The following is a 21,813-nucleotide window of genomic DNA, read 5'->3' on the forward strand; positions in this document are numbered from 1 at the left end:
AAAATAGAGGTTTGAATGCAGTTTTGGAATGACATACTGGGTAACAAAGTATTGGTTGCTGCTTGCAGCGGATGGTTTGTTGCACAGGTACTTAAAACAATATTATATGTGGTTGTAAATAAGAGCTTTAATCCCGAGAGACTTATGGGTGACGGCGGAATGCCCAGTTCGCATTCTGCTACGGTCATGGCAGTTGTTTCATCAACATGCGTGTTGTACGGAGCAAGTTCTTTTGAGTTTGCCATTTCGGCAGTTCTTGCGCTTATCGTAATGCACGATGCAATGGGAGTAAGATGGGAGACGGGCATTCAGGCTAAGGTTATTAACAATATGATGGATTGGTTCCTTCAGCTTGATAAGGATATACCTGTAGAAGAGAAGCTCAAGGAGTTTGTCGGACATACTCCTATGCAGGTTCTCTTTGGAGCTTTGCTTGGAACATTGATAGGCTATTTGATGACTATTTGATTATCTAATGGATCGGGGGCTAGTTGCAGCATGTTATCAGTTATTCTTATTTGGTTGTATGTCATTGTAACAACATACCTGATAGGATACGGTTTCATAAATATTATGCTGTCTTTTTCAAAGCGTGGTAAAGCTACGCAAAAAAGCAGTGAAAAAGCCTACCGATTTCATTCTCACACCGGCTACATAATGAGCGGTGTTATGATTTCAACAGTTTATGCACAGATCTGGAGTATATTTGACAAAGTCGAGTTAAATTGTCATGTTTTTTTAATGTTCTTCGCTTGTATCTTTGGTGTTGTTTACAGAGATAAAATGAGTGAAGAACTCAGGATGCTTCTTCGAATTCTCCGTTCATACAAAAGCAGAATACTTTACCTGGTCGTTTTCTTTTTGATGGCTTACGGAACATCAAGCGGAATCATGCATTATGATTCCGACCTTTATCATGCGCAGGCTATCAGGTGGATAGAAGAGTACGGGGTAATAAAAGGACTTGGAAATCTTCACGTAAGACTTGCTTATAACAGTGCTGCATTTCCGCTTTCGGCGCTGTTTAGCATGAAATTCCTGCAACTTGATCGGTCTTACCATGTTATGGCGGGATTCTTTGCACTTGTCCTTGCGTGGGAATGTGTTGAGTTAAAGAGCATTATACGAAGAGGAAATATCATAATATCTGATTTTGCAAGACTTGCTGCGATCTACTATCTCTTTGGAATATTTGATGAGATGGTTGCACCTGCATCAGACTACTTTGTTGCAACGCTGGTATTTTATATTGTGATCAAATGGCTTGATCTGTATGTGCGACGCGAACATTCATATGTGCCGTATATATTCCTGACATTTTTAAGCGTCTATGCAACAACGATAAAGCTCGTTGCAGCACCGCTTATGCTGATTGCTACCATCCCGATATACAGACTTTTGAGCAACAGGACAAAGCACAAACTTCAGGTATTCTATGCATCAATTTTAGGTGCCCTTACAATTTCTATTCCGTTTTTCGTAAGAAATGTGATCATATCCGGATGGCTCATGTATCCTGTGACTGCAATAGATCTTTTTAATGTTGATTGGAAAATTCCAAAGGGCGTTGCGGAATACGACGCACTTGAGATAAAGACCTTCGGAAGGGGATTCTCCGATGTGCCGAATCATGCACATATGTCATTTACAGAGTGGTTTCCAAAGTGGTTTTCGGATCTTTCATCCTTTAATAAAATGGTCATTATTCTGGATGTTGTGGCTATTTTGATATATGTACTTCTTTCAATCCACTATATTTTAGTGGATGCCAAGGAAGGAACATATGGGGATAAAAAAATCGAAGGAAAAATCTTTGATATCAATATGCGAAGCATGCTTAGAACAGGCGACTTTTTCGCTATCGGAGGAACAATGATAATATGCTTCCTCTTCTGGATGGCAAGCGCTCCGCTTATAAGATACGGCATCGTATTTGCACTGCTTACCGCCGTAGTCATACTTGGTAGAGTAGTTATCCTTCTTATAAACAAACTCGATAAGCGCAAAAAAGAAGTATTCTTCAAGAGTTTCACCGCCGTAGTGCTTCTATGGCTTACATTAAAAGGCGTAAACCTCGTCGCCGAAGCCGAAAAAAGATTCAATCCTTTGTATCTCCTAAAGCAACAGGATTACGGAGTATACGAAGTTAAACCCTACGAAGTAAACGACGTTACCTTCTATTACCCTTCAGAAGGCGACCGTGTAGGTTATACCCACTTCCCATCCTCTCCTGAAAACCTCACAGGGAAGCTGGAATTCAGAGGAGACAGAATAGAAGATGGATTCAAAAAAGCAAATTAAGCATCGAGGAAAAATAAGAATTATTGCAAGCTGAATGCTCGGCTAATGAGAAGCCACAGGTACATTTATCCGAATATGGGAGCATTTGGACGAGCAAGATGATTTTTAAATTGAAAAAGACCGGAAATGCCGACTGTTCTGAGCAACGTCGAAAGGAGGCATTTCCGGTCTTTTGAAATTATAAAAATCACTGCGCAGCCGTACACTCACCCATTCGGATAAATATACCTGTGGCCATCATAGCGCGCATCAGCGCTCCGCACGCATAGGATTTTCGAGGAAATCTTTGTAGGCGAGCTTGATACCGTCATCAAGCTCAGTTTTGTAGGTCCAGCCAAGTGCCTTGGCTTTTGATACGTCAAGAAGCTTTCTGGGAGTTCCGTTCGGCTTTGATGGATCCCATCTGATCTCGCCTGTGTAGCCGATGATCGAAGCGACTTTCTCTGTGAGCTCTTTTATCGTAAGCTCTTTTCCCGTACCTGCATTGACAGTCTCATCGCCGCTGTAGTTATTCATAAGGAATACACAGAGGTTTGCGAGATCGTCTACATATAAGAACTCTCTCAAAGGACTTCCGTCGCCCCAGCATGTAACGTAGGGGAGATTCTGTTCCTTTGCCTCATGGAATCTTCTGATAAGAGCCGGAAGAACATGAGAGTGAGTGGGATGGTAGTTGTCATTAGGTCCGTAAAGGTTTGTGGGCATTACGGAAATATAATCGGTTCCATACTGCTTGTTAAGGTACTCACAGTACTTAAGTCCTGATATCTTAGCAAGAGCATATGCTTCATTTGTTTTCTCAAGAGAAGATGTCAGAAGGCAATCCTCTTTCATCGGCTGAGGAGCCATTCTGGGATATATGCAGGATGATCCGAGGAATTCAAGCTTTTTACATCCATTCTTCCATGCTGCGTGGATAACGTTCATCTCAAGAATCATGTTCTCATACATGAAATCTGCGAGAGCTTCGGAGTTACCCATGATTCCGCCAACTTTGGCAGCTGCAAGGAAAACGTAGTCGGGCTGTTCTTCTTCAAAAAATTTCTCAACAGCATCCTGTCTTGTAAGATCAAGCTCTTTGTGGGTTCTTGTAACTATATTGAAATACCCCTGGTTTTTGAGCTCTCTTACGATTGCGGATCCAACCATTCCTCTGTGGCCTGCAACATATATTTTGTCATTTTTCTCCATCATGATATGCGCCTCTTTCTCTAATTACTTATCAATTCCTTTTTCAAGGAACTCTGCGAGATTAAATTCAACATGCTCGTTAGCTCTTTCGACAGCAACCTTAGCCATGTCGTGCTCGACCATGATCTTAACGAGTTCTTCGAAAGATGTTGTCTGAGGATTCCAGTGGAGTTTTTCTTTTGCCTTGGTGGGATCTCCCCAAAGGTTAACAACGTCTGTAGGTCTGTAGAAGTCAGGTGATACTTCGATGAGTACCTTGCCTGTAGCTTTGTCATAACCCTTCTCATCAGCACCTTCGCCCTTGAACTCAAGCTCGATTCCTGCATAGTGGAAAGCAAGCTGTGCAAACTCACGAACAGAGTGCTGTACGCCTGTTGCGATAACAAAATCTTCGGGCTTGTCATTCTGAAGGATGAGCCACATACATTCTACATAATCTTTTGCATAACCCCAGTCACGAAGACTTGAGAGATTGCCGAGATAGAGCTTATCCTGTTTGCCCTGGGCAATTCTTGATGCGGCAAGAGTGATTTTACGTGTAACGAATGTCTCTCCGCGACGCTCTGATTCGTGGTTGAAAAGAATACCTGAGCAGCAGAACATGTTGTAAGCTTCTCTGTACTCTTTGACAATCCAGTATCCGTAGAGCTTTGCAACAGCATAAGGGCTGTAAGGGTGGAAAGGAGTGTTCTCGTTCTGGGGAACTTCCTCAACTTTTCCGTAAAGCTCGGATGTGGATGCCTGATATATTCTACAGGTATCGGTAAGACCGCATTGACGAACGGCTTCAAGGACTCTCAAAACGCCTGTAGCATCAACGTCAGCTGTGAACTCAGGTGAATCAAAAGATACCTGAACGTGTGACTGAGCCGCAAGATTGTAAATCTCAGTAGGACGAACCTTGGATACGACACCAAGGATACTCATTGAATCACCGAGATCTCCGTAGTGAAGGTGAAAATGAGGCTGACCCTCAAGGTGAGCGATTCTCTCGCGGAAATCTACAGATGATCTTCTGATGATTCCGTGAACTTCATAGCCTTTCTCAAGAAGGAACTCAGCGAGGTAAGAACCGTCCTGTCCCGTTATTCCTGTAATAAGTGCGATTTTATCCATGTAATACTCCTAAATTTTATGATAATTTCTTCTCATTAAGTGTTTATTTTATCATAGTTTATCACTTTTTAACATGGCACATCAAATTTTTGTTCGTTGAAAGACAGGCGCTTTGAGTGTAAAATATTGATTAGGACTGCGCATTTATACATTTTTAAGACAGGACGATTTGGAGAAAAATTATGAAACTTTTGAGCGTTATAGTTCCTTGTTATAACGAGCAGGAAAATATACAGGATTTTTACGACGAACTAATGAAGAACGAAGCTTTTTTCAAAGAGCGGGATGTCGATATTGAGCTTGTCTATGTAAATGATGGTTCGACGGATAAGACTGTAGATATGGTAAAAGAGCTTAATAACAAGGACAAACGTGTTAAGCTTGTCAGCTTTTCCAGAAATTTCGGAAAAGAGGCGGCTATATATGCCGGGCTTGAGAAAGTTGCGGGAGACTACGTTGTTATAATGGACTGCGATCTTCAGGATCCGCCGGCGCTTTTGCCTGAAATGTATAAAGCTGTTGAGGAAGAAGGATATGACAGCGTAGCTACAAGGAGAGTTAACAGAAAAGGTGAACCTCCGATCAGATCATTTTTTGCAAGGATGTTCTATAAGCTGATTAACAAAATGTCCAAGACTGAGATTGTTGACGGCGCAAGAGACTATAGATTGATGACCAGACAGTTTGTTGACGCGGTACTGTCTGTTAAGGAATACAACCGCTTTTCCAAAGGTATATTCGGATGGGTAGGCTTTAAGAATAAGTGGATCGAGTTTGAAAACGTGGAGAGAAGAAAGGGTGAGACAAAATGGTCTTTCTGGAAGCTCTTTAAATATGCTCTCGACGGTATAGTGGCTTTTTCTACGATTCCACTTGCGGTAGCTTCATTTGTTGGAGTAATGCTCTGTTTCGTCGCTTTGTTTTTTATTATTTTTATAATTGTGAGACAGTGCTTTTTTGGAGGGGATCCTCACGATGTGTTCGGATGGGCTTCAATGGTGTGTATTATCTTGTTTGCCAGCGGAGTACAGCTTTTATGTGTTGGAATATTGGGACAGTATCTTTCAAAGACATATCTTGAAGTAAAAAAGCGCCCCTTATATATAGTTAAAGAGGAAATTTAATGGTAAGTATAGTAGTACCCGTTTACAATGCGGCAAGATATATCAGAAAAACTATCGACATGGTATGCGAGCAGACCTACAAAGACTGGGAACTAATTCTTGTCGATGACGCATCGTCGGACAAAAGCGCTGAGATAATATCCGATATCATAGAATCAAGCGGAAAGAGAATCCGGCTCATCAGAAAAGAAAGAAATGCAGGAGCTGCAGAAGCCCGCAATACGGGAATTGATGCATCGGCAGGAAGATATATTGCATTTTTGGACGCAGACGATGTATGGATGCCGGATAAACTGGAGAAGCAGATAGCTTTTATGGAAAAAACCGGAGCATCATTTGCTTTTCATTCATATGAGTTTGGAAACGAACTCGCAAGACCTACGGGAAAGATAGTACATGTTCCCGAGACGATGAAGTTCAGACAGGCACTTTCAAGAACAGTTATTTTTACAAGTACTGTAATGTTTGATACCGAGAAGATTGACATGGAGATAATCCACATGCCGGATGTTCCGAGTGAAGATACTGCTACATGGTGGAGAATACTTAAGAGCGGAATAATCGGATACGGTATGGATGAAAATCTTGCAATATACAGAAGACCGCCAAAGTCTCTTTCATCAAATAAGTTTGTCGCAATAGAGAGAATCTGGTTCCTTTACAGGAATATAGCTAATCTTTCGGTTTTGGAGTCATTATTTTATTTTGGAGGATGGGCGCTGAGAGCAACGCTTAGAAGGCTTTAAGTGTCTGTGGATTATATGAAACACATTGAATCTGTAAAAAGAATTTTGGTTTTGCTGTTGGGGGCTATAGGACTTGCCATGCAGACCGGGATTTACGCGTGGTATTGGTTTAGTACCTATTATCCAATCTTGAATGAGTTTAGAAAAGGACCGCAAGATCAGTATATGGGCAGAGGTCTTGTTTTTGTTCATTGGGGTCATGTATATATTTTGGCGTTTTATTTTGCATTGTTGCTTATCTTGTCCAATGCATACGGTGGTCTTAAAATAGGCTATCTTAAACCGATGGACGTTTTTTTGTCTCAGATTTTCATATTATTTATAGTAAACTTCATAACATACGCTCTATATATAATTATTAAGATTGGTTTTGTGGATATAGTTCCCATGATTGAGATGTTGTTGATTCAGCTGGTGCTATCATTTGTTTGGGCATATATCACAAACTTTATCTATATGTCTATATTTCCGCCAAGAAAACTTCTTCTCATAAATGGTGAGTATGCGGCGGATGACATCATTGCAAAATTCAACACCAGAAAAGACAAATATCGTATCATCAAAAAGGTAAATATATCTGAGGGAATAGATAAGATATATAAAGAATGTCTTGGAGATTACGACGGAATAATCATTTGGGATGTGCCGAATCAGTACAGAAACGGACTGGTTAAATTCTGCTACGGAAACAGTAAGAGAATTTATGTCATGCCAAAAATAACAGACGTTCTTCTTAAAGGCTCGACGCAGCTTCACCTTTTTGATTCTCCTGTTTTTCTTTTAAGAGACTATTCAATTAAGATCGAGCAGAGATTTATAAAGAGATTTTTTGATATAGTACTTGCGATTGTACTTATAATTCTTACTTCTCCATTTATGCTTATCACTGCAATTGCAGTAAAAGCATACGACGGAGGCCCTGTTCTCTATAAACAGGTTAGATGTACTATAAACAGACGTGAATTTAAGATAATGAAATTCAGAAGTATGAGAGTTGACGCTGAGAAAGACGGTGTAGCAAGACTTGCTTCCAAGAACGATTCAAGAATTACGCCTGTAGGAAGCTTTATCAGAAAATGCAGATTGGATGAACTTCCTCAGTTATTTAATATCCTGAAGGGCGATATGTCATTTATCGGACCGAGACCCGAGAGACCCGAGATCATTAAGCAATATCTTGAGGAGATGCCCGAGTTTGCTTTCAGAACAAGGGTAAAAGCGGGACTTGCAGGCTATGCGCAGATTTACGGTAAATATAATACTACTCCTTATGATAAGCTTAAGCTTGATCTTACCTACATAGAAAACTATTCTATCTGGCTTGATATCAAACTGTTTCTGCTTACTGCAAAGATCATGATCACACCTGACAGCACGGAAGGTGTTGATGACGATCAGACAACAGCAATGAAGAACTCGTGATGCGCAAATAGATTGTGAATCACAGAGCAGGTTTGTATCTGCATACGGAGACAAAAATACATGGACACAAACAAAGTTAAGTATACCGATGAAACCTTGAATCTTAGGAGTTTTTACCTTAGGTTCCTTAAAAAAATATGGATTCTTCCCATTGCCGCGCTTATTGGCGCGATCCTTGCCGGAGGAATCTATTATCTTGTGACGGTAACTTTCGGACCTGAGAGAAGATACGAGGCACAGGCAAGATTCCATCTTACATACTCAGATGATGCTTATATCCGCAATGCTGAGGGTGAGAGAGTACTTGACTGGTATAACGGAGCTACATGGACCAACTTTATTTTTAACGATCACGATTTCCTTCTTGAACTGGTCAAAAACCTGAAGGAAGAGGGCGTAGATATATCACAGGAGAGGATGAAAGTCCTTGAAGCCGCGGGCGGACCTGATATTTCCAATCAGTTACAGGCTTTGGAAGAAGTCGGAGTTGATGTTATAAAGGATGAATCCAAGATCAATGTAAAAGGAGATATAATCTCAAACGAGCGCTTTCTCCTTGTTACGATAAATGAGACTGATAAAAAACTTGTAGAAAAATTGACTGATGCATTCATTAAAAGCCTTGAAAGCTACCCGACTTACAATGAGTCAAAAGCTTTTGAGTCAATAGTATGTATGTCAAAAAGTGATGTCTATCTTGAGAAGGCTGACAACAGGATGGGTGTGGCGATTGTATTTGGTGCAATCCTTGCGGTTGTTCTGGCGTTCTTTGCAGTTCTTTTACTGGATGCTGTTGATGAAGCCGTGTATGTTCCCGAGGATTGCGAGAAAAGATACGGATGTCCCGTGCTTGGAACGGTATTTGCGGGAAACGAAGTCAGTGACCTTTTAAGAGGCGAACTTGCAGGGCTTTATGATAAGTATGCGGCAGATAAAGAGAACTTGCTTTTTATCTCATCCGATGCGACAGACGATGCATCTTTTTCCGAAAAAGATCTTGAGTCGGTTAAGAAGTCGCTCGGAAGTGAGTATGACAATAAACTTTCCAAAGTAAAAGCGATTTCAGCTTCAGAAATAGGGGCAGCAGACGGAGCAATCCTTGCAGTTCCTTACGGGAAGAAAAATGCGGCAATGACGGAGCATTTGATCTCACAGCTTAAAAAGATCGAATGTCCCGTGCTTGGAATTATATTCACGCGTGCGGATCTTAAATTTATTAAGAGATATTACGGCATCAAATAAACAGAAGATAAGCGAAAGAGGCTATGTCAGGAAGATTGCAGATATTGGTGTCATCCGTTAATAAGGATGTGCACAAACTCCCGGATAAAATGAATATTGAGACGGATGCAGTCATAGTAAATCAGCTGATCGGAACGGAAGGAACATCAAAAGATGAGACTTTCGAAGTCGGGGCAAAGACAATCCGCGCATTTGACAGGTGTGAAAAAGGCGTCGGACTTTCGAGAAATACTGCTTTATCAAAGGCTGACAGCGAACTGATACATTTTGGCGACGATGATATTATCTATGACGACGGTTATTCGGAGAAGATCATAAAGGAGTTCGACAATCATCCTGAGGCGGATTTGATCCTTTTTAACGTAAAGGCCCAGGAAGGGAGGGAAACATACTGGAATGCCGATTTTGCGCAGGTGACGTGGAAGAACTACGGCAGATATCCTGCATATGCGATCGCTGCAAGAAGAGAAAAGCTCATGAACAGTGGGGTAAAGTATTCTCTTTTATTCGGAGGCGGAGCGCCTTATATGAACGGCGAGGACAGTCTTTTTTTACATGATTGTTTAAAAGCCGGACTTAAGATATTCAGAACTACCGTGGCTCTTGGACATGAAGAAGCGGGTGAATCCACTTGGTTTGAAGGCTATACGGATAAGTTCTTTTATGACAGAGGTGTCTTGTATGCGTTTTTATATGGGAACCTCGCAGATATTCTCGGTTTCAGATTTCTTTTCAAATACAGAAAAGAGATGTGCGCGGAGAAGGGATTGTTTAAGTGTTTCAGGCTTCTTTCCGACGGTATCGGGAAGGGAAGGGAACTTAAGAAGGTAAAATGATAGTATATTTTACATTGACGGCAGTTGTACTTGCGCTGCTTCTCTTGGTAAAAAAGAATACCGTATCCGAATGTACGGACTGCGGACGTATCGGTCTGTATAGGGGGATGACAAGGCAGGATGCCATAAATGCTATCGTACTTGCGGCTATATTTCTGGGGCTGTTTGCAGTGTCGGCGCTTAGGCTGAACGTTGGAAACGACTACGCAACGTATGTTGAGCATATGCATCTTATTAACTCAAAGTCAGACGGCTGGACTCCCAAAGTTCCGGAAGAAGAGGGATTTAAAGCCTTAACATATGTTATTTATAAGCTCTGCGGATTTGAGAACTATGTTTTGGTATTTGCTATATTTGCTTTTCTTACAGTTCTTTTTTTTATGAAAGGAATATGGAGACAGAGTAAGTGGTTTGAAGTGTCATTTGCAATGTTCATGTTGCTTGGCTTTTACTTTCAATCATTAAGTACCGTGCGTTATTATTTCGGGCTTGGAATAGCCTTGCTTTCAATAGAACATTTGGTGAAAAAAGATTTTCCGAGATTCATACTAATGATCGCAGTTGGATCTCTTTTTCACAAATCACTTCTGATAATTCTGGTGTTATATCCTATCGCGATGATAGACTGGAAGAAGTGGATGTATGCTTTGGGAGCGGCATTGGGCGTATCGTGTTTCTTTTTGAGGCCGATATATGCGAAAATTGCGGTTAAGGTTTATTCCGATTATCAGGGAACGGCTACTTATGACAGAATGATCGCGGGGCCGATACATTACAGCTATATCAGTATTGCAAGATGCGCGCTTATACTTGCGGCGTCGATTTATTTATACAGAGATGTTATAAAGGATAACAGGGAGAATATTTTCTTTTTCCACTGTAATATAATGTCACTTGCGCTTTATGTGTTTGCGGCGTTTTTGACGGATGAAGTGATTTCGAGAATATCTTATTATCTTACGATAACACATGTATTGTTTGTTCCGGCGCTCTTACTGGGTGTTAAGGATCCTAAGAAAAGAAAAATCTGTACGATGTTGGTTATGCTTGGATGCCTTATGTATTTTGCGATATTTATGAAGAGGATAGCGCCTGCGAACGGAACGAGAATACTTCCGTATACGACTATAATGTTTGATGATATGCCGCCGATTCTTTCTGAGACAGGGTATTAAAGATTATGAATGAAATGAAAAAAACTTTTTTTAATATAATAGTGGTTTCATATAACGCCGGAGACAAGCTCATAGATACGATTGAGAGTGTCAGAAGGCAGAGCTATACAGGGTATCGCATCCTTGTTAAGGATGGAATGTCCACGGACGGTTCGATAGAGAAATTAAAGGCTAAATATGATATCGGAAAAGACCTGATTCTTGTTGAGAGCTGTGATTCGGGAATTTATCATGCGATGAACATTGCTGCATCTTATCTTGAGGAAAAGATAATAAACCAGCGCGCAATCGATCAGGATGCGGAGAACACCGAAAAAGTAAAGCTTCTTAGAGCGGGTGAAGAACCGGCCTATATTTTCTTTTTAAACTGCGGAGATACATTTAGGGATGAGAACGTTCTTAGGGATGTTCACGATGCGATCGTAGACAGAAATGCCAAAGAGGGCACGACTCTTCCTGCGATTTATTACGGAGACATATTCGACTGTTCAACGGGAAACAGAATTCATTCAAATCCTAAGATTGACGATCATGCATGTTACAGGAATTTGCCTTCTCATCAGGCTTGCTTTTATGATGAGAGACTTGTATATAACAATCCTTTTGAGCTCAGGTACAAGGTTAGAGCGGATTATGAGCAGTTCCTTAGGTGCTATTACAGAGACAAAGCAAGCACTTTCTATATTCCGCGCATAGTTGCCGATTATGAAGGCGGAGGTTTCTCAGATCAGAACAAGAAGCTTTCCGAAGAGGAGAGAAAAGAGATCATAAAGCTCTATCTCACAGGTGCGCAGATAAGGAAGTACGACCTTATAAGAGTGCTTACTCTTTCTAAGTTAAGGACTGCCATCGCGGAGAATAAAATTACAGCCGGTATATATAACAAGATAAAAAGTGCAATATACAGGCTTAAGGAGAAATAAATTTGAAAATACTATGGGTCTGTAATATCATGCTCCCTGCCTATGCCAAGGCGCATGGAATTGAATACTCGGTCAGGGAAGGATGGCTTACAGGCTGCCTTGACAGGCTTCAAAAAGAGAAAAATACGACATCCGAGGGAAAAATAACTCTCGGTATCGCATTTCCTTCGGAAGGACCTGTGTCCGAGGGAAAAGAAATTGTTGATGAAATAACCTATTACGGCTTTAATGAGGATCTTGCACATCCTGAAAACTATGATGCGAGTCTGGAAACAAGATTTAAACAGATAATTGAAGATTTTGAGCCGGACATGATGCATGTTTTCGGAACCGAGTTTCCACATGCCCTTGCAGCGCTTAGAGCTTTTGGAAGGCCTGAGAGGAGCCTTGTCGGGATACAGGGAGTCTGCACAGAGATTGCCAAAGCCTACATGGCCGGGATTCCCAGAAAAGTGCAGGAATCCACAACTTTTAGAGACAGACTGAAAGAAGATTCGCTTATTCAGCAGCAGGAGAAATTCAGATTAAGAGCTGAAAATGAGAAGGAAATTCTTTTGCTCACAGGAAATGTGACGGGAAGAACAACGTTTGACAAAGAGGCTTCTTACAGTATTAATCCTGATGCAGAGTATTTTGCTATGAATGAGACCATGAGACCTTGTTTTTATTCGGGTAAATGGGAAGAGAGGAAGACTATTCCTCACAGCATCTTCCTTTCACAGGGAGATTATCCGCTTAAGGGATTTCACTTTTTACTTCAGGCAATGCCGATTATACTTAAGAAATATCCCGATGCGCATGTGTATGTTGCCGGAAACAACATAATCGGCAGAGGTAAGAGCAAGTATCCGTACTTTATGCGTGCAAGCGCTTACGGCAAATATCTTAAGAGACTTATCGCGATGAACAGGCTCAGAAAGAAAGTTACGATGGTCGGTACATTGTCGGATGTCGAAATGAAGAACCGCTTTTTGAAGAGTAGCGTGTTTGTATGTACTTCTGTTGTTGAGAATTCGCCCAATTCCGTCGGAGAAGCGATGCTTCTGGGAGTTCCTGTCGTTGCGGCTAACGCCGGCGGTATTCCTGATATGATCACGGATGGAATGGACGGCGTTATATTTGATAATATGGACTATAAGAAACTTGCGGAAGCAATTTTGCAGATGTGGGATGAGCCGGTTATTGCAGCCGTTTACGGAGACAATGCAAGTAAGCGCGCCGCTAAGACCCACAACGCCGATACCAATTACAAGAGACTTCTTGAAATCTACGATGCGATTTGCAGAAAATAAGGGAGAGATCTGTGGTAATAACATTTGTGTCAAACTACATAAATCATCATCAGATTCCCTTTTGCGATGCTATGAGCAGCCTGTTTGAGGATGTTGAGTTTCATTTTGTCCAGGCGATGCCAATGGAGGAAAAGAGAATCACTATGGGATGGGCTGTGAATCCAAAAGACTATCCGTATGTTTCCCTTTTTTACGAGGATAGAAAATACTGCGAAGATCTTATTCTTAACAGTGATGTCGTGATTTTCGGATGGACGGAAGGAATCACGTCAGAGCTTGAGAGAAGGAGACTTGCGTCAGGTAAGCTTGCTTTTCGCGTAAGTGAGAGAATCTATAGGGGAAGCAGGATAAAGTGGCTTACTCCGAGAGGGCTTTTGAAGAAGTATGACGAACATATAAGATATCGTAAAAAGCCTGTGTACCTCTTATGCGCAGGAGCTTATGTTTCTGCGGACTTTAAGCTTATTCATGCATATCCCCGTAAGATGCTGAAGTGGGGATATTATCCGGATGTAAAAGACAGAAGTTTCAAAGTGAGCGAGACTGACAATAAGATAAGGCTTTGCTGGGCGGGAAGATTTATAAAATTAAAACATCCCGAGTTTGCGATTGAACTATGTAAAGAGCTGGAGAAGTTCGGATATGACTACGAGCTTAAAATGATAGGTGACGGATATATGAGAGCAGAGCTTGAAAAATCCGTGTCAGATGCAGGGCTCTCAGCGAATGTCAGCTTTCTGGGAAATCTCAAACCTGAAGAAGTGACAACACACATGAAAGATTCGGATATTTTTCTTTTCACAAGTAACTATCTGGAAGGATGGGGAGCTGTTGTGAATGAAGCTATGCAATGCGGATGCGCCGTCGTTGCTTCTAAAGAGGCGGGATCCGTACCGTTTCTTATAAAGGACGGAGAAAACGGGCTTTCTTACAAGAATGGCGATTGCGATGATTTTAAGAAAAAGGTATTGTCTTTATTCCAAGAAAAGTATAAAATTTTGCAGTTCGCGAAAAACGGATATGATACTATAGAAAAGGTCTGGAATGCAAAAAATGCATCCATGGAATTTGTCAGATTTTGCAGAGAGTATATTGACGGAGCTGTTCCGAGACCTGCAGATATCGGACCTATGAGTAAAGCGGAAATTATAAAACCTGAGAGCATCCTTCGTGCAATGGCCGAAGGGGATTGCCTGGAATGAGGAAAACATGAGATTTATTGATGACTTTTTTACAACGGAAATAAAAATATTTAAGCATAAAATACCCATCTTTGACATGCTGTTTTTTACCATACTGTCATGTTTGGGAGTTTATTTCAGATTGTCACTTTTTGGTATAAGATCAGGTGACTATGTGAAGGCATTTGCAGACTGGATGAGAGAGTGCCACGCTGCCGGCGGATTTGCTTATCTTGGTATAAAGCCCGGTGTGTCTGAGGCAAGTACATTTGACTACAACTGTCTTTTTCAGTATGTAATAGTTATTCTTCACTATATTGGCGGCAGTATTCCCGATATATATCTTGTAAAGAGCGTTCCGGTGTTGTTTGACTTTATCTGCGCGATCACAGTTTTTAGGATTGTATATCATATTACCGACAAGAATCTCACTAAAGCAATGATGTCTTACGGTATTATGATGTTCCTTCCCACAGCTGTGCTTAACAGCGCTGCCTGGGCACAGAACGATTCAATTTATACAGCGTTTGTTCTTCTTTCACTCCTTCATTTTATGAAGAGAAATGATAACAGAGCCTTTATTTATCTGGCATTTGCTTACAGTTTTAAACAACAGGCGATATTCTTTGTGCCTTTTGTTGTTCTTATGTGGTTAAAAAATAAGATCAAGATCAGATACGTTTTATGGATTCCCGTTATACATGTACTTGCAATGGTTCCTGCAGCAATTGCGGGAAGAAGCTGGGGAGACCTTCTTGGTACATACGGAAGGCAGGTTCAGATGTTCTCAAGACTTACAATGAACTATCCCAGTATCTACACGATTGTTTCAGGAGACTTAAGCAGCGCGGGAAGGAAAATTCTGATTTCCGCGGGAACTATGGCAACAGTAATAATCATGGGAGTACTTGCTTATTACGTTTACAAAAAGAATTTTGAAGTGACCGGAAAATACATGGTAACTCTCGTCGTGTTTACTGCTGAGATATGTTGCTTCTGCCTTCCTGCAATGCATGAGAGATACGGTTATATTCCTGAAGTTGTTGCGGTTATTTACGCGATCCTGAGTATTAAGCGCGTTCCTGTATGCGTGGCGCTGCAGGTGATAACAATGATCACTTATACAAGATACCTGTTTGGTTCGACAGTCCTTACACTTTGGCCTTTGTCGATCGCAATGCTTGTAGTGATCATGGTTGTAGGATACGATCTCTATCTTCAGATGAGAGAGCCGGAGGTTACCAGTGTCTGAGTCTTTGCCAAAGATAACGGTTGTTATACCTGCATATAATATTGAAAAGCTTCTTGAGAAGTGTGTGGCTTCCGTTGCTGAGCAGGATTATCCCAAGGATAAACTTGAGATCTTTGTTGTTGATGACGGTTCTACCGATTCTACGGGAGCTCTTTGCGACAAGCTTTCTGCCAAGTATGATAATGTGACTGCGCTTCACAAGGAAAACGGTGGTTCAAGCAGTGCCAGAAATCTTGGGATGGAGCATGCAACAGGCGATTATATCGGCTTTGTAGACAGCGATGATTATGTCGATCCCTGCATGTACAAAGTGCTTGCAGAGGCTGCCGTTAAATATGACGCAGATATGGTGCAGATTTCAAGAGATGAGATCTCGGAAGACGGTAAAAGGCTTCCCGATGTTGTTATCCCGCCTTCCGAAGTGACTGAGCTTTCACCTGAAGAACAGCTCAAAAAACTGTTGCTTCACACAGGTGATGCTTCTTTTTGTACAAAGATAACTAAGAGAAGTGTCTTTTCTGAAGGACTTAAATTTCCTGAAGGCGAGCTTAATGAAGACTTCAGGCTTATGATAGATGTGCTTCCAAAGGTGAACAAGCTTATCGTTCTTCCCGAGCAGTATTATCATGTTTTCTACAGACTTGGAAGTAATTCGAGAAAAAAGGCGGAAGATAAAGATTATTTTCCTTCCGTATTTACAGATATAGTGCGTAATGCAGACGTAGCACTTGATATTGTAAAAGAAAACTACAAGAATCTCATACCTATTGCTGAGAGATTCGGTTATTATCAGAGACTTGATTATCTCTTGCATATTCCCGTAAGTAAGATGACAAGCGATAATTTATTCTATATTGGTGTTGTAAAAAATATCAGAAAGAATATACTTGGTATTATTACTAATAAGTTTTTGACCGGAAAAAATAAGGCTTACCTGTGCATACTTGCACCCGCACCACGTTTGGTGCGTAGCCTTCATGCAGCATTAAGAGGACTTTGAGGTTTATGAAAAAAAGCATAGTATATATAATTTTGATCGTATCAGTTCTTCTCAGTATTTTCTACGGCGTTCAGAAGTCGGGATTCCATGAAGATGAGTATTATACATATTTTTCTTCGAACAGAAGTCTGGGGCTTTATCAGCCGGACAGAGAGTGGCAGGACAAGCAGACTATCTTTGATGAGTTTAGCGTAAAGCCGGGAGAAGGCTTTAATTACGGGCTTGTGAAACTTGTTCAGTCATGGGATGTTCATCCTCCTATATACTATTTTATTTTCCATACCTTGTGTTCAATGGTTCCTTCTACATTTACCAAGTGGACGGGACTGATTACTAATTTAATTGCGTTTGTTATTTCATTTTTGGCGTTGTTTGCTCTGATGAAGAGGCTTCGCCTTCCATATTATGTGATGCTGTTTGTGCTTGGATTCTGGGGGCTCAATCCTCAGACAGTGTCATGCAACATGCTTATCAGGATGTATGCGTGGCTCACAGCGGCAGTATTCATCTGTGCATATCTGCATGTAAGATTCGTTCAGGAATATGATTCGTATAAAGATGATCTGAAAAATTTCTGTGTTAAACTGTTGCTCCCTATCGCAGCGGTTTCATACATTGGAGTTCTGATCCAGTATTTCTATATATTCTTTTTTGGTTGCATAGGCTTTGCCCTTGCAGTGTGGATGTTCTTTAGGAAAAAAGATTTCAGAAATACCGTGGTTTATGTTATGGGATGCGGTTTTAGCATGGTTCTTGCGGTTCTTACATATCCCGCTATGCTTCATCACCTTCTTGGGGGCTACAGAGGAACCGGAGCTACGGGAAGTATGTTTGATGTAAAGAACACATTCATGCGTCTTTCGTTCTTTACGGGACTTTTGAACGACTTTGTTTTCGGCGGAGGACTTACAGTTCTTGCTATAATGCTTGCGGTGGGAGTTGCGTATCTTGTTGCAACCCGCAAGGAACGTTTTGATAAAACACGTTTTAATATAAGCGCTGAAGTGGCTATTCTTACGGCTGGAACGGCAGGGTATTTCTTCCTTACGACTAAGGCGGCTCTTTTGGTGGGAAGTGCGTCGAACAGATACGAGATGCCTATTTACGGACTTATAATCTTACTTGTGATGTGGGCTCTTTACTATGTTGCTGAGAAGATTGGTAAAGACAGGGTGTGCGTTCCCATCGTAACGATTGTTATGCTTGCGTTCCTTATAAAAGGCCATGTTACAGGCAATAATGTTCTCTTTTTATACAAAGAGGACGTGGATAAAATAAATTATGCTCAGGCGAATAGTGGTGAAGTTGCGGTTGTAATGTTCAATCCTGCAACGCCTCACAATGTATGGCGCCTTACGGATGAGCTTTTGCAATACGACAGAGTCTTTTACATGGATGAGGAGAATCTTGATCCGCTTACAGAGCAGGGCGTTGTGAATGCGGGAAAGATCGTGCTTTATGTTGCGGATGATGATTTTAAGGAAGATGCGATCTGTAACCTCGTCAAGAGTTGTGAAAAACTTGATTCTATAAGAGAAGTTGATTCGGAAGACATGTGGACCACTTGTGAGATAAGCGGTATCACAGAGCATCGCTTTGATACACCGAGAGAATAATACGGAGAGGAAAATGCTGATTTTACCGGCGTTTTACTTTCTTTATTTGATAGGAATTTCCTATCAAATAAAAAGCGCTCCGCTATGGATGCGACCGATGCGCAGATGAATTATGCAAGCTAAAGCTTGCGCGCATCGGCGCGCAAAGAGTTGCAAAGCAACTCTTTGTTCTGTGGGGCAACATTTGAGCGACATGGAATTTCGAGGTGTTGCTTGTAGTTTTTGTGGGCATATCGGATACTAAAATTACACTTGCAGGTGACACTTTGAAAGGAGCGTAGGTAATATGGTCGAATTTGGCGAGCAGTTAAGACGGGCCCGCGAGAAGACGGGACTGACACAGCAGACATTGGCGGAAAAGTTATATGTAACAAGGCAGACGGTTTCGCACTGGGAATGCGGTGACAGATATCCCGACCTTCTTACGACAAAGAGATTATCAGATATTCTGGAGGTGAGCCTTGACGACCTGTTATCCGGGAATGAAATGGATAAAGTTGTTGAAAGAAATCCTGTAGTAGAGAATAGAGTAGCAAATAATGTAATGATCTTTTTTTACGCGGTAATAATATTTTCATTGGTATCAATTATAGGCAGGGAAGTTTTGACTACAGATTGGAAATATATAACCGGATGGGCCGTAAGATGTAATGATGTCGCGACGGTAGTCAGGACTGTATGTGAAATAGTATGCGGAACTTTACAAGTGCTGATTTTTACTTATGGATTGGTTCATTCCATAAAAGTTACTCTTTCTCCCAAGAGGATAGGAACGGTCATAGCAGCGTATTATGCTATCTTTTTTATTGAAAGTCTTGTGATTGCAACTAATGATATAACGATGGTTCAAAGAAACAGCGCTTCTATGGTCGGAACTCCTAATTTTGTACCGTATTATTTTGATTGCTTATTGGGAATAATAGGAGCGGTGGCAGCAGTTTTATACTTTATTCGTAAAAATGGGAAAGTCATTGTACCTGTTATGCTTGTAGGAGTTTCGGTATGGAAAATGATCGATGCCATAAAAGAATTTGTTGAATATGTAATCTATATGGCCGGTAGATTTAACGAAGCTAATCAATTTCATGATGCAATACCATATCAGGATAAGCTGTTTATTTATCGTGTTGCATTTGGATGCGTTTCGGTGTTGTTGATCTGCGGTATGATAATATATCAGGTTGTAACACTTCATAGAAAACGTAAAATTGCATCTGAGATAACAGCTGACGCAACCGCATAGAAATTGCATATGCCATGAAAAAAGGTACCCTCAACAGTTTAGATGTTGGAGGTACCTTTTATTTTTATAAACTCTGATATGGCTTAGATATTATATTACAGTCCGAGAGCTTCGATTTTTGAAAGTAATGTGTCGTAGTCCATGCTACCTTCAAGCTTCTCCCAGTGTGTATCTGCCAATATTCTATTGGCATCTTCCTCTGTAAGTCCTGACTGTGACAGCGCCATATAATTATTCTCTCCGCTATTTGATCTGCGAAAATTCTCGCCCATATTCGCTTCTCGACGCGGAGCATCTGCATCTCCTGAAGGTACTACTTCAGCTACTTTAGGCCAGAACGGTAAGAAGTTATACGAACAATCACAAATGATAGTTTCTTCGCCGGCATAGTGATCAATGTATCCGAGACAGTTATTGGTGTTCTCAAGGAATCTGTTTTCATAAGGTAAGTAGCAATATGATGTTGTTCCATATCCCTGAGAGCTTACACCATAACGCCAATCTGAAATCATGGTAATAAGTTTTCCGTTTTCAAAAGTATACAAAGAAATAGACTTTCCCGGATTATCTACAACAAGATCGGGTGTCTGGTCTTTGGTTAAATAAAGAAGAGCATATTTTGCGTTGCTGTTTGCATCATGAGATTTTTTTACAACATCTGCAAATGCTTTTCCGCAGCTTCCAAACTTCTCTTCGTTGTGAGCTGTCTGCTTATTCTCTGTTGTTGCAGCAGGCTGGGGAGTTGCTGTAGTTGAAGCAGCTGTTGTTGCAGCAGATGAAGAAGCATTTGCTGCTGTATTCTCTGCAGCCTTTGCCTTCTCAGCGTTTTTTTCTGCTTTATCTTTAGCTTCAACATTGGCTGTGTTATCAATTTCATATAATACTACGGTGTTGTTCTTGGTGCTTATGTAGAACCAGATAGAGAATTTGTCAAAATTATATTTGTAGTAATATGTATTTTCGGCCTGTTTTGATGGATCGCTTTTTTCTGATGGATTGCCGTATGCTGATACAATTTTATCCTTTGTATCACCTACGCCGATATTACGTGATGTTGTAACACCTTTCTTATCAACATCAATTCCAAGAGGAAGCTCTTTTCCGTCGCAAAGGTAAGTTGAAAATTCAATACCGGAAGCATCATAAGTATAGAAAACTTCATATGGACTATCGGTAATTTTTTTGTCATAAGTTCCAAGATCTGTAAGTGTTTTTGATGCATCATTTAATACAGAAAGAACTTTGCCGTTATACATAAGCTCATGATCTGCAAGCTTAACGGGAGTAGCCTCTTTGTTGGCAGAAACAGCAGTTGTAGCTGCGTCGCTTGATGCTGCAATAGCCTGTTCTCCTGATGATGCGCTTGTTGCAGCAGTTTCAACCGATGAAGCTACAGAAGATGCATCGGCAGCGATCATCTCTGATTTCGCAATCTCTCTTTTTGCTTCCTCAGTTACTTCTATTTCACTGCTTCCTTCGGAAGCGCTCATCTCTGCACCACCACAGCCTACGATCGAGAGTGCCATAGAAGATGCAATTATTATTGCAAGTGCTTGTTTTTTCTTCATGTCATTTTTTCCTTTCTCTGTGAACCCTCAGAAATACTATGTTGTTTACGGGTACTTATACAATGGTAGCATGGAATATTGTTTTTTCTGTGTCTTAGAGAATTGATTCTTGAGAGTATTTAGTGGTAAGCGTATACTTTTTTAGTAATGTTTGTTTTGATTTACATCTTATCCGGATTATGCAATAATGTTTGTGAATATTTATTAAACTATAATAAATTAATATTCACAAAAACGGAAAAAGTTAGCATATGGCACATTTGCCATGTAAAAAACGCGTAACAATATAGTGTTGGAGGTTATAGTGAGTAGAATCGGGGATTGCAGAAGAAAGATTGAAAAAATCAGAGAAGATATCAGAGCAATGAGGGAGAAACAGACAGTTATCGACGGCTATATCAGACAGATTGAGACCCAGAAAGATACACTTGATGAAATAGATCTAAGCAGAGCAGGCGAGTGGATTGGCGTTAACGAGCAGAACGCAGTTAAGGCTAAGAACGTCTGCGTTTTTAGAATGGACGGAGCAAAGGGCGAGTGTACGCGGCTTAGAAGTGCCATAGATAAGATGATAAGAGAAGCCGA

The 21,813-nt window shown here is 40.9% G+C and carries 19 protein-coding genes; 16 read left to right on the forward strand and 3 right to left on the reverse strand.

Annotation, left to right across the window (positions count from 1 at the left end; all coding sequences use genetic code 11):
* The first annotated feature begins 15 nt into the window (after nt 1-15).
* Nucleotides 16-468: a divergent PAP2 family protein gene (locus BM398_RS09890; protein ID WP_092337510.1), complete on the forward strand. Its 453-nt coding sequence runs from the start codon at nt 16-18 to the stop codon at nt 466-468.
* 30 nt (nt 469-498) lie between these two features.
* Nucleotides 499-2,301 (forward strand): LIC_10190 family membrane protein, encoded by a 1,803-nt coding sequence (locus BM398_RS09895; RefSeq protein WP_092337511.1) that lies wholly within the window; start codon nt 499-501, stop codon nt 2,299-2,301.
* 249 nt (nt 2,302-2,550) lie between these two features.
* Here the strand turns inward: BM398_RS09895 and BM398_RS09900 are convergent, their stop codons facing one another.
* Together BM398_RS09900 and gmd are read right to left on the reverse strand one after the other, a co-directional pair.
* Nucleotides 2,551-3,492, reverse strand: a complete 942-nt coding sequence (locus tag BM398_RS09900) for a GDP-L-fucose synthase family protein (protein ID WP_334292780.1) — start codon at nt 3,490-3,492, stop codon at nt 2,551-2,553.
* A 24-nt stretch (nt 3,493-3,516) separates the two neighbouring features.
* Complete coding sequence (gene gmd / locus BM398_RS09905) at nt 3,517-4,608, reverse strand: GDP-mannose 4,6-dehydratase (RefSeq protein ID WP_092337513.1); 1,092 nt, start codon at nt 4,606-4,608, stop codon at nt 3,517-3,519.
* A 182-nt stretch (nt 4,609-4,790) separates the two neighbouring features.
* Between gmd and BM398_RS09910 the strand changes: the two genes are divergently transcribed.
* From BM398_RS09910 to BM398_RS09970, 13 genes are all read left to right on the forward strand, one after another.
* Nucleotides 4,791-5,732 carry a glycosyltransferase family 2 protein gene (locus BM398_RS09910; protein ID WP_092337514.1) on the forward strand — a complete coding sequence of 314 codons (942 nt, stop codon included), beginning with the start codon at nt 4,791-4,793 and terminating at the stop codon, nt 5,730-5,732.
* Nucleotides 5,732-6,478, forward strand: coding sequence for a glycosyltransferase family 2 protein (locus BM398_RS09915; RefSeq protein WP_092337515.1), 747 nt, complete (start codon nt 5,732-5,734; stop codon nt 6,476-6,478). The genes BM398_RS09910 and BM398_RS09915 overlap by 1 nt, the downstream gene beginning before the upstream one ends.
* A gap of 15 nt (nt 6,479-6,493) precedes the next feature.
* The gene (locus BM398_RS09920; protein WP_092337533.1) at nt 6,494-7,900 is read left to right on the forward strand and encodes a sugar transferase; all 1,407 of its coding nucleotides are present in this window, start codon (nt 6,494-6,496) and stop codon (nt 7,898-7,900) included.
* A gap of 60 nt (nt 7,901-7,960) precedes the next feature.
* Nucleotides 7,961-9,142 carry a YveK family protein gene (locus tag BM398_RS09925; protein ID WP_092337516.1) on the forward strand — a complete coding sequence of 394 codons (1,182 nt, stop codon included), beginning with the start codon at nt 7,961-7,963 and terminating at the stop codon, nt 9,140-9,142.
* A 23-nt stretch (nt 9,143-9,165) separates the two neighbouring features.
* The gene (locus BM398_RS09930; RefSeq protein ID WP_092337517.1) at nt 9,166-9,978 is read left to right on the forward strand and encodes a glycosyltransferase; all 813 of its coding nucleotides are present in this window, start codon (nt 9,166-9,168) and stop codon (nt 9,976-9,978) included.
* Entirely contained in the window at nt 9,975-11,153 is a 1,179-nt protein-coding gene (locus tag BM398_RS09935; RefSeq protein WP_092337518.1) for an EpsG family protein, read from the forward strand. Before BM398_RS09930 ends, BM398_RS09935 begins: the two co-directional genes overlap by 4 nt.
* A gap of 5 nt (nt 11,154-11,158) precedes the next feature.
* A complete protein-coding gene (locus tag BM398_RS09940) occupies nt 11,159-12,076 on the forward strand; it encodes a glycosyltransferase (RefSeq protein ID WP_092337519.1) in 918 nt (305 codons plus the stop codon).
* Nucleotides 12,077-12,078: 2 nt separating this feature from the next.
* The gene (locus tag BM398_RS09945; protein ID WP_092337520.1) at nt 12,079-13,368 is read left to right on the forward strand and encodes a glycosyltransferase family 4 protein; all 1,290 of its coding nucleotides are present in this window, start codon (nt 12,079-12,081) and stop codon (nt 13,366-13,368) included.
* Nucleotides 13,369-13,379: 11 nt separating this feature from the next.
* Nucleotides 13,380-14,570 carry a glycosyltransferase gene (locus tag BM398_RS09950; protein ID WP_092337521.1) on the forward strand — a complete coding sequence of 397 codons (1,191 nt, stop codon included), beginning with the start codon at nt 13,380-13,382 and terminating at the stop codon, nt 14,568-14,570.
* 7 nt (nt 14,571-14,577) lie between these two features.
* The gene (locus BM398_RS09955) at nt 14,578-15,801 is read left to right on the forward strand and encodes a hypothetical protein (protein ID WP_092337522.1); all 1,224 of its coding nucleotides are present in this window, start codon (nt 14,578-14,580) and stop codon (nt 15,799-15,801) included.
* The gene (locus tag BM398_RS09960; protein ID WP_092337523.1) at nt 15,794-16,801 is read left to right on the forward strand and encodes a glycosyltransferase family 2 protein; all 1,008 of its coding nucleotides are present in this window, start codon (nt 15,794-15,796) and stop codon (nt 16,799-16,801) included. The genes BM398_RS09955 and BM398_RS09960 overlap by 8 nt, the downstream gene beginning before the upstream one ends.
* Before the next feature lie 5 nt (nt 16,802-16,806).
* Complete coding sequence (locus BM398_RS09965) at nt 16,807-18,417, forward strand: hypothetical protein (RefSeq protein ID WP_092337524.1); 1,611 nt, start codon at nt 16,807-16,809, stop codon at nt 18,415-18,417.
* Between the two features lie 286 nt (nt 18,418-18,703).
* Nucleotides 18,704-19,660: a helix-turn-helix domain-containing protein gene (locus BM398_RS09970; RefSeq protein ID WP_092337525.1), complete on the forward strand. Its 957-nt coding sequence runs from the start codon at nt 18,704-18,706 to the stop codon at nt 19,658-19,660.
* A 95-nt stretch (nt 19,661-19,755) separates the two neighbouring features.
* Here the strand turns inward: BM398_RS09970 and BM398_RS09975 are convergent, their stop codons facing one another.
* Nucleotides 19,756-21,228, reverse strand: a complete 1,473-nt coding sequence (locus BM398_RS09975) for a hypothetical protein (RefSeq protein ID WP_092337526.1) — start codon at nt 21,226-21,228, stop codon at nt 19,756-19,758.
* Nucleotides 21,229-21,532: 304 nt separating this feature from the next.
* Here BM398_RS09975 and BM398_RS09980 point away from each other — a divergent pair.
* Nucleotides 21,533-21,813, forward strand: a 281-nt coding sequence (locus BM398_RS09980) for a hypothetical protein (RefSeq protein ID WP_139233809.1), incomplete at its 3' end; no start/stop codon positions are given.

This window comes from Butyrivibrio sp. M55 (assembly GCF_900116865.1).
Lineage (GTDB): Bacteria > Bacillota > Clostridia > Lachnospirales > Lachnospiraceae > Butyrivibrio.

Bases quoted from the DNA above. Each gene is read 5' to 3' on its own strand.
- BM398_RS09955 (WP_092337522.1), top strand. From the start codon at position 14,578: ATGAGATTTATTGATGACTTTTTTACAACGGAAATAAAAATATTTAAG.
- BM398_RS09970 (WP_092337525.1), top strand. From the start codon at position 18,704: ATGGTCGAATTTGGCGAGCAGTTAAGACGGGCCCGCGAGAAGACGGGA.
- BM398_RS09910 (WP_092337514.1), top strand. From the start codon at position 4,791: ATGAAACTTTTGAGCGTTATAGTTCCTTGTTATAACGAGCAGGAAAAT.
- BM398_RS09915 (WP_092337515.1), top strand. From the start codon at position 5,732: ATGGTAAGTATAGTAGTACCCGTTTACAATGCGGCAAGATATATCAGA.
- BM398_RS09965 (WP_092337524.1), top strand. From the start codon at position 16,807: ATGAAAAAAAGCATAGTATATATAATTTTGATCGTATCAGTTCTTCTC.
- BM398_RS09930 (WP_092337517.1), top strand. From the start codon at position 9,166: ATGTCAGGAAGATTGCAGATATTGGTGTCATCCGTTAATAAGGATGTG.
- BM398_RS09975 (WP_092337526.1), bottom strand. From the start codon at position 21,228: ATGAAGAAAAAACAAGCACTTGCAATAATAATTGCATCTTCTATGGCA.
- BM398_RS09935 (WP_092337518.1), top strand. From the start codon at position 9,975: ATGATAGTATATTTTACATTGACGGCAGTTGTACTTGCGCTGCTTCTC.
- BM398_RS09890 (WP_092337510.1), top strand. From the start codon at position 16: ATGCAGTTTTGGAATGACATACTGGGTAACAAAGTATTGGTTGCTGCT.
- gmd (WP_092337513.1), bottom strand. From the start codon at position 4,608: ATGGATAAAATCGCACTTATTACAGGAATAACGGGACAGGACGGTTCT.
- BM398_RS09925 (WP_092337516.1), top strand. From the start codon at position 7,961: ATGGACACAAACAAAGTTAAGTATACCGATGAAACCTTGAATCTTAGG.
- BM398_RS09900 (WP_334292780.1), bottom strand. From the start codon at position 3,492: ATGGAGAAAAATGACAAAATATATGTTGCAGGCCACAGAGGAATGGTT.
- BM398_RS09895 (WP_092337511.1), top strand. From the start codon at position 499: ATGTTATCAGTTATTCTTATTTGGTTGTATGTCATTGTAACAACATAC.
- BM398_RS09940 (WP_092337519.1), top strand. From the start codon at position 11,159: ATGAATGAAATGAAAAAAACTTTTTTTAATATAATAGTGGTTTCATAT.
- BM398_RS09920 (WP_092337533.1), top strand. From the start codon at position 6,494: ATGAAACACATTGAATCTGTAAAAAGAATTTTGGTTTTGCTGTTGGGG.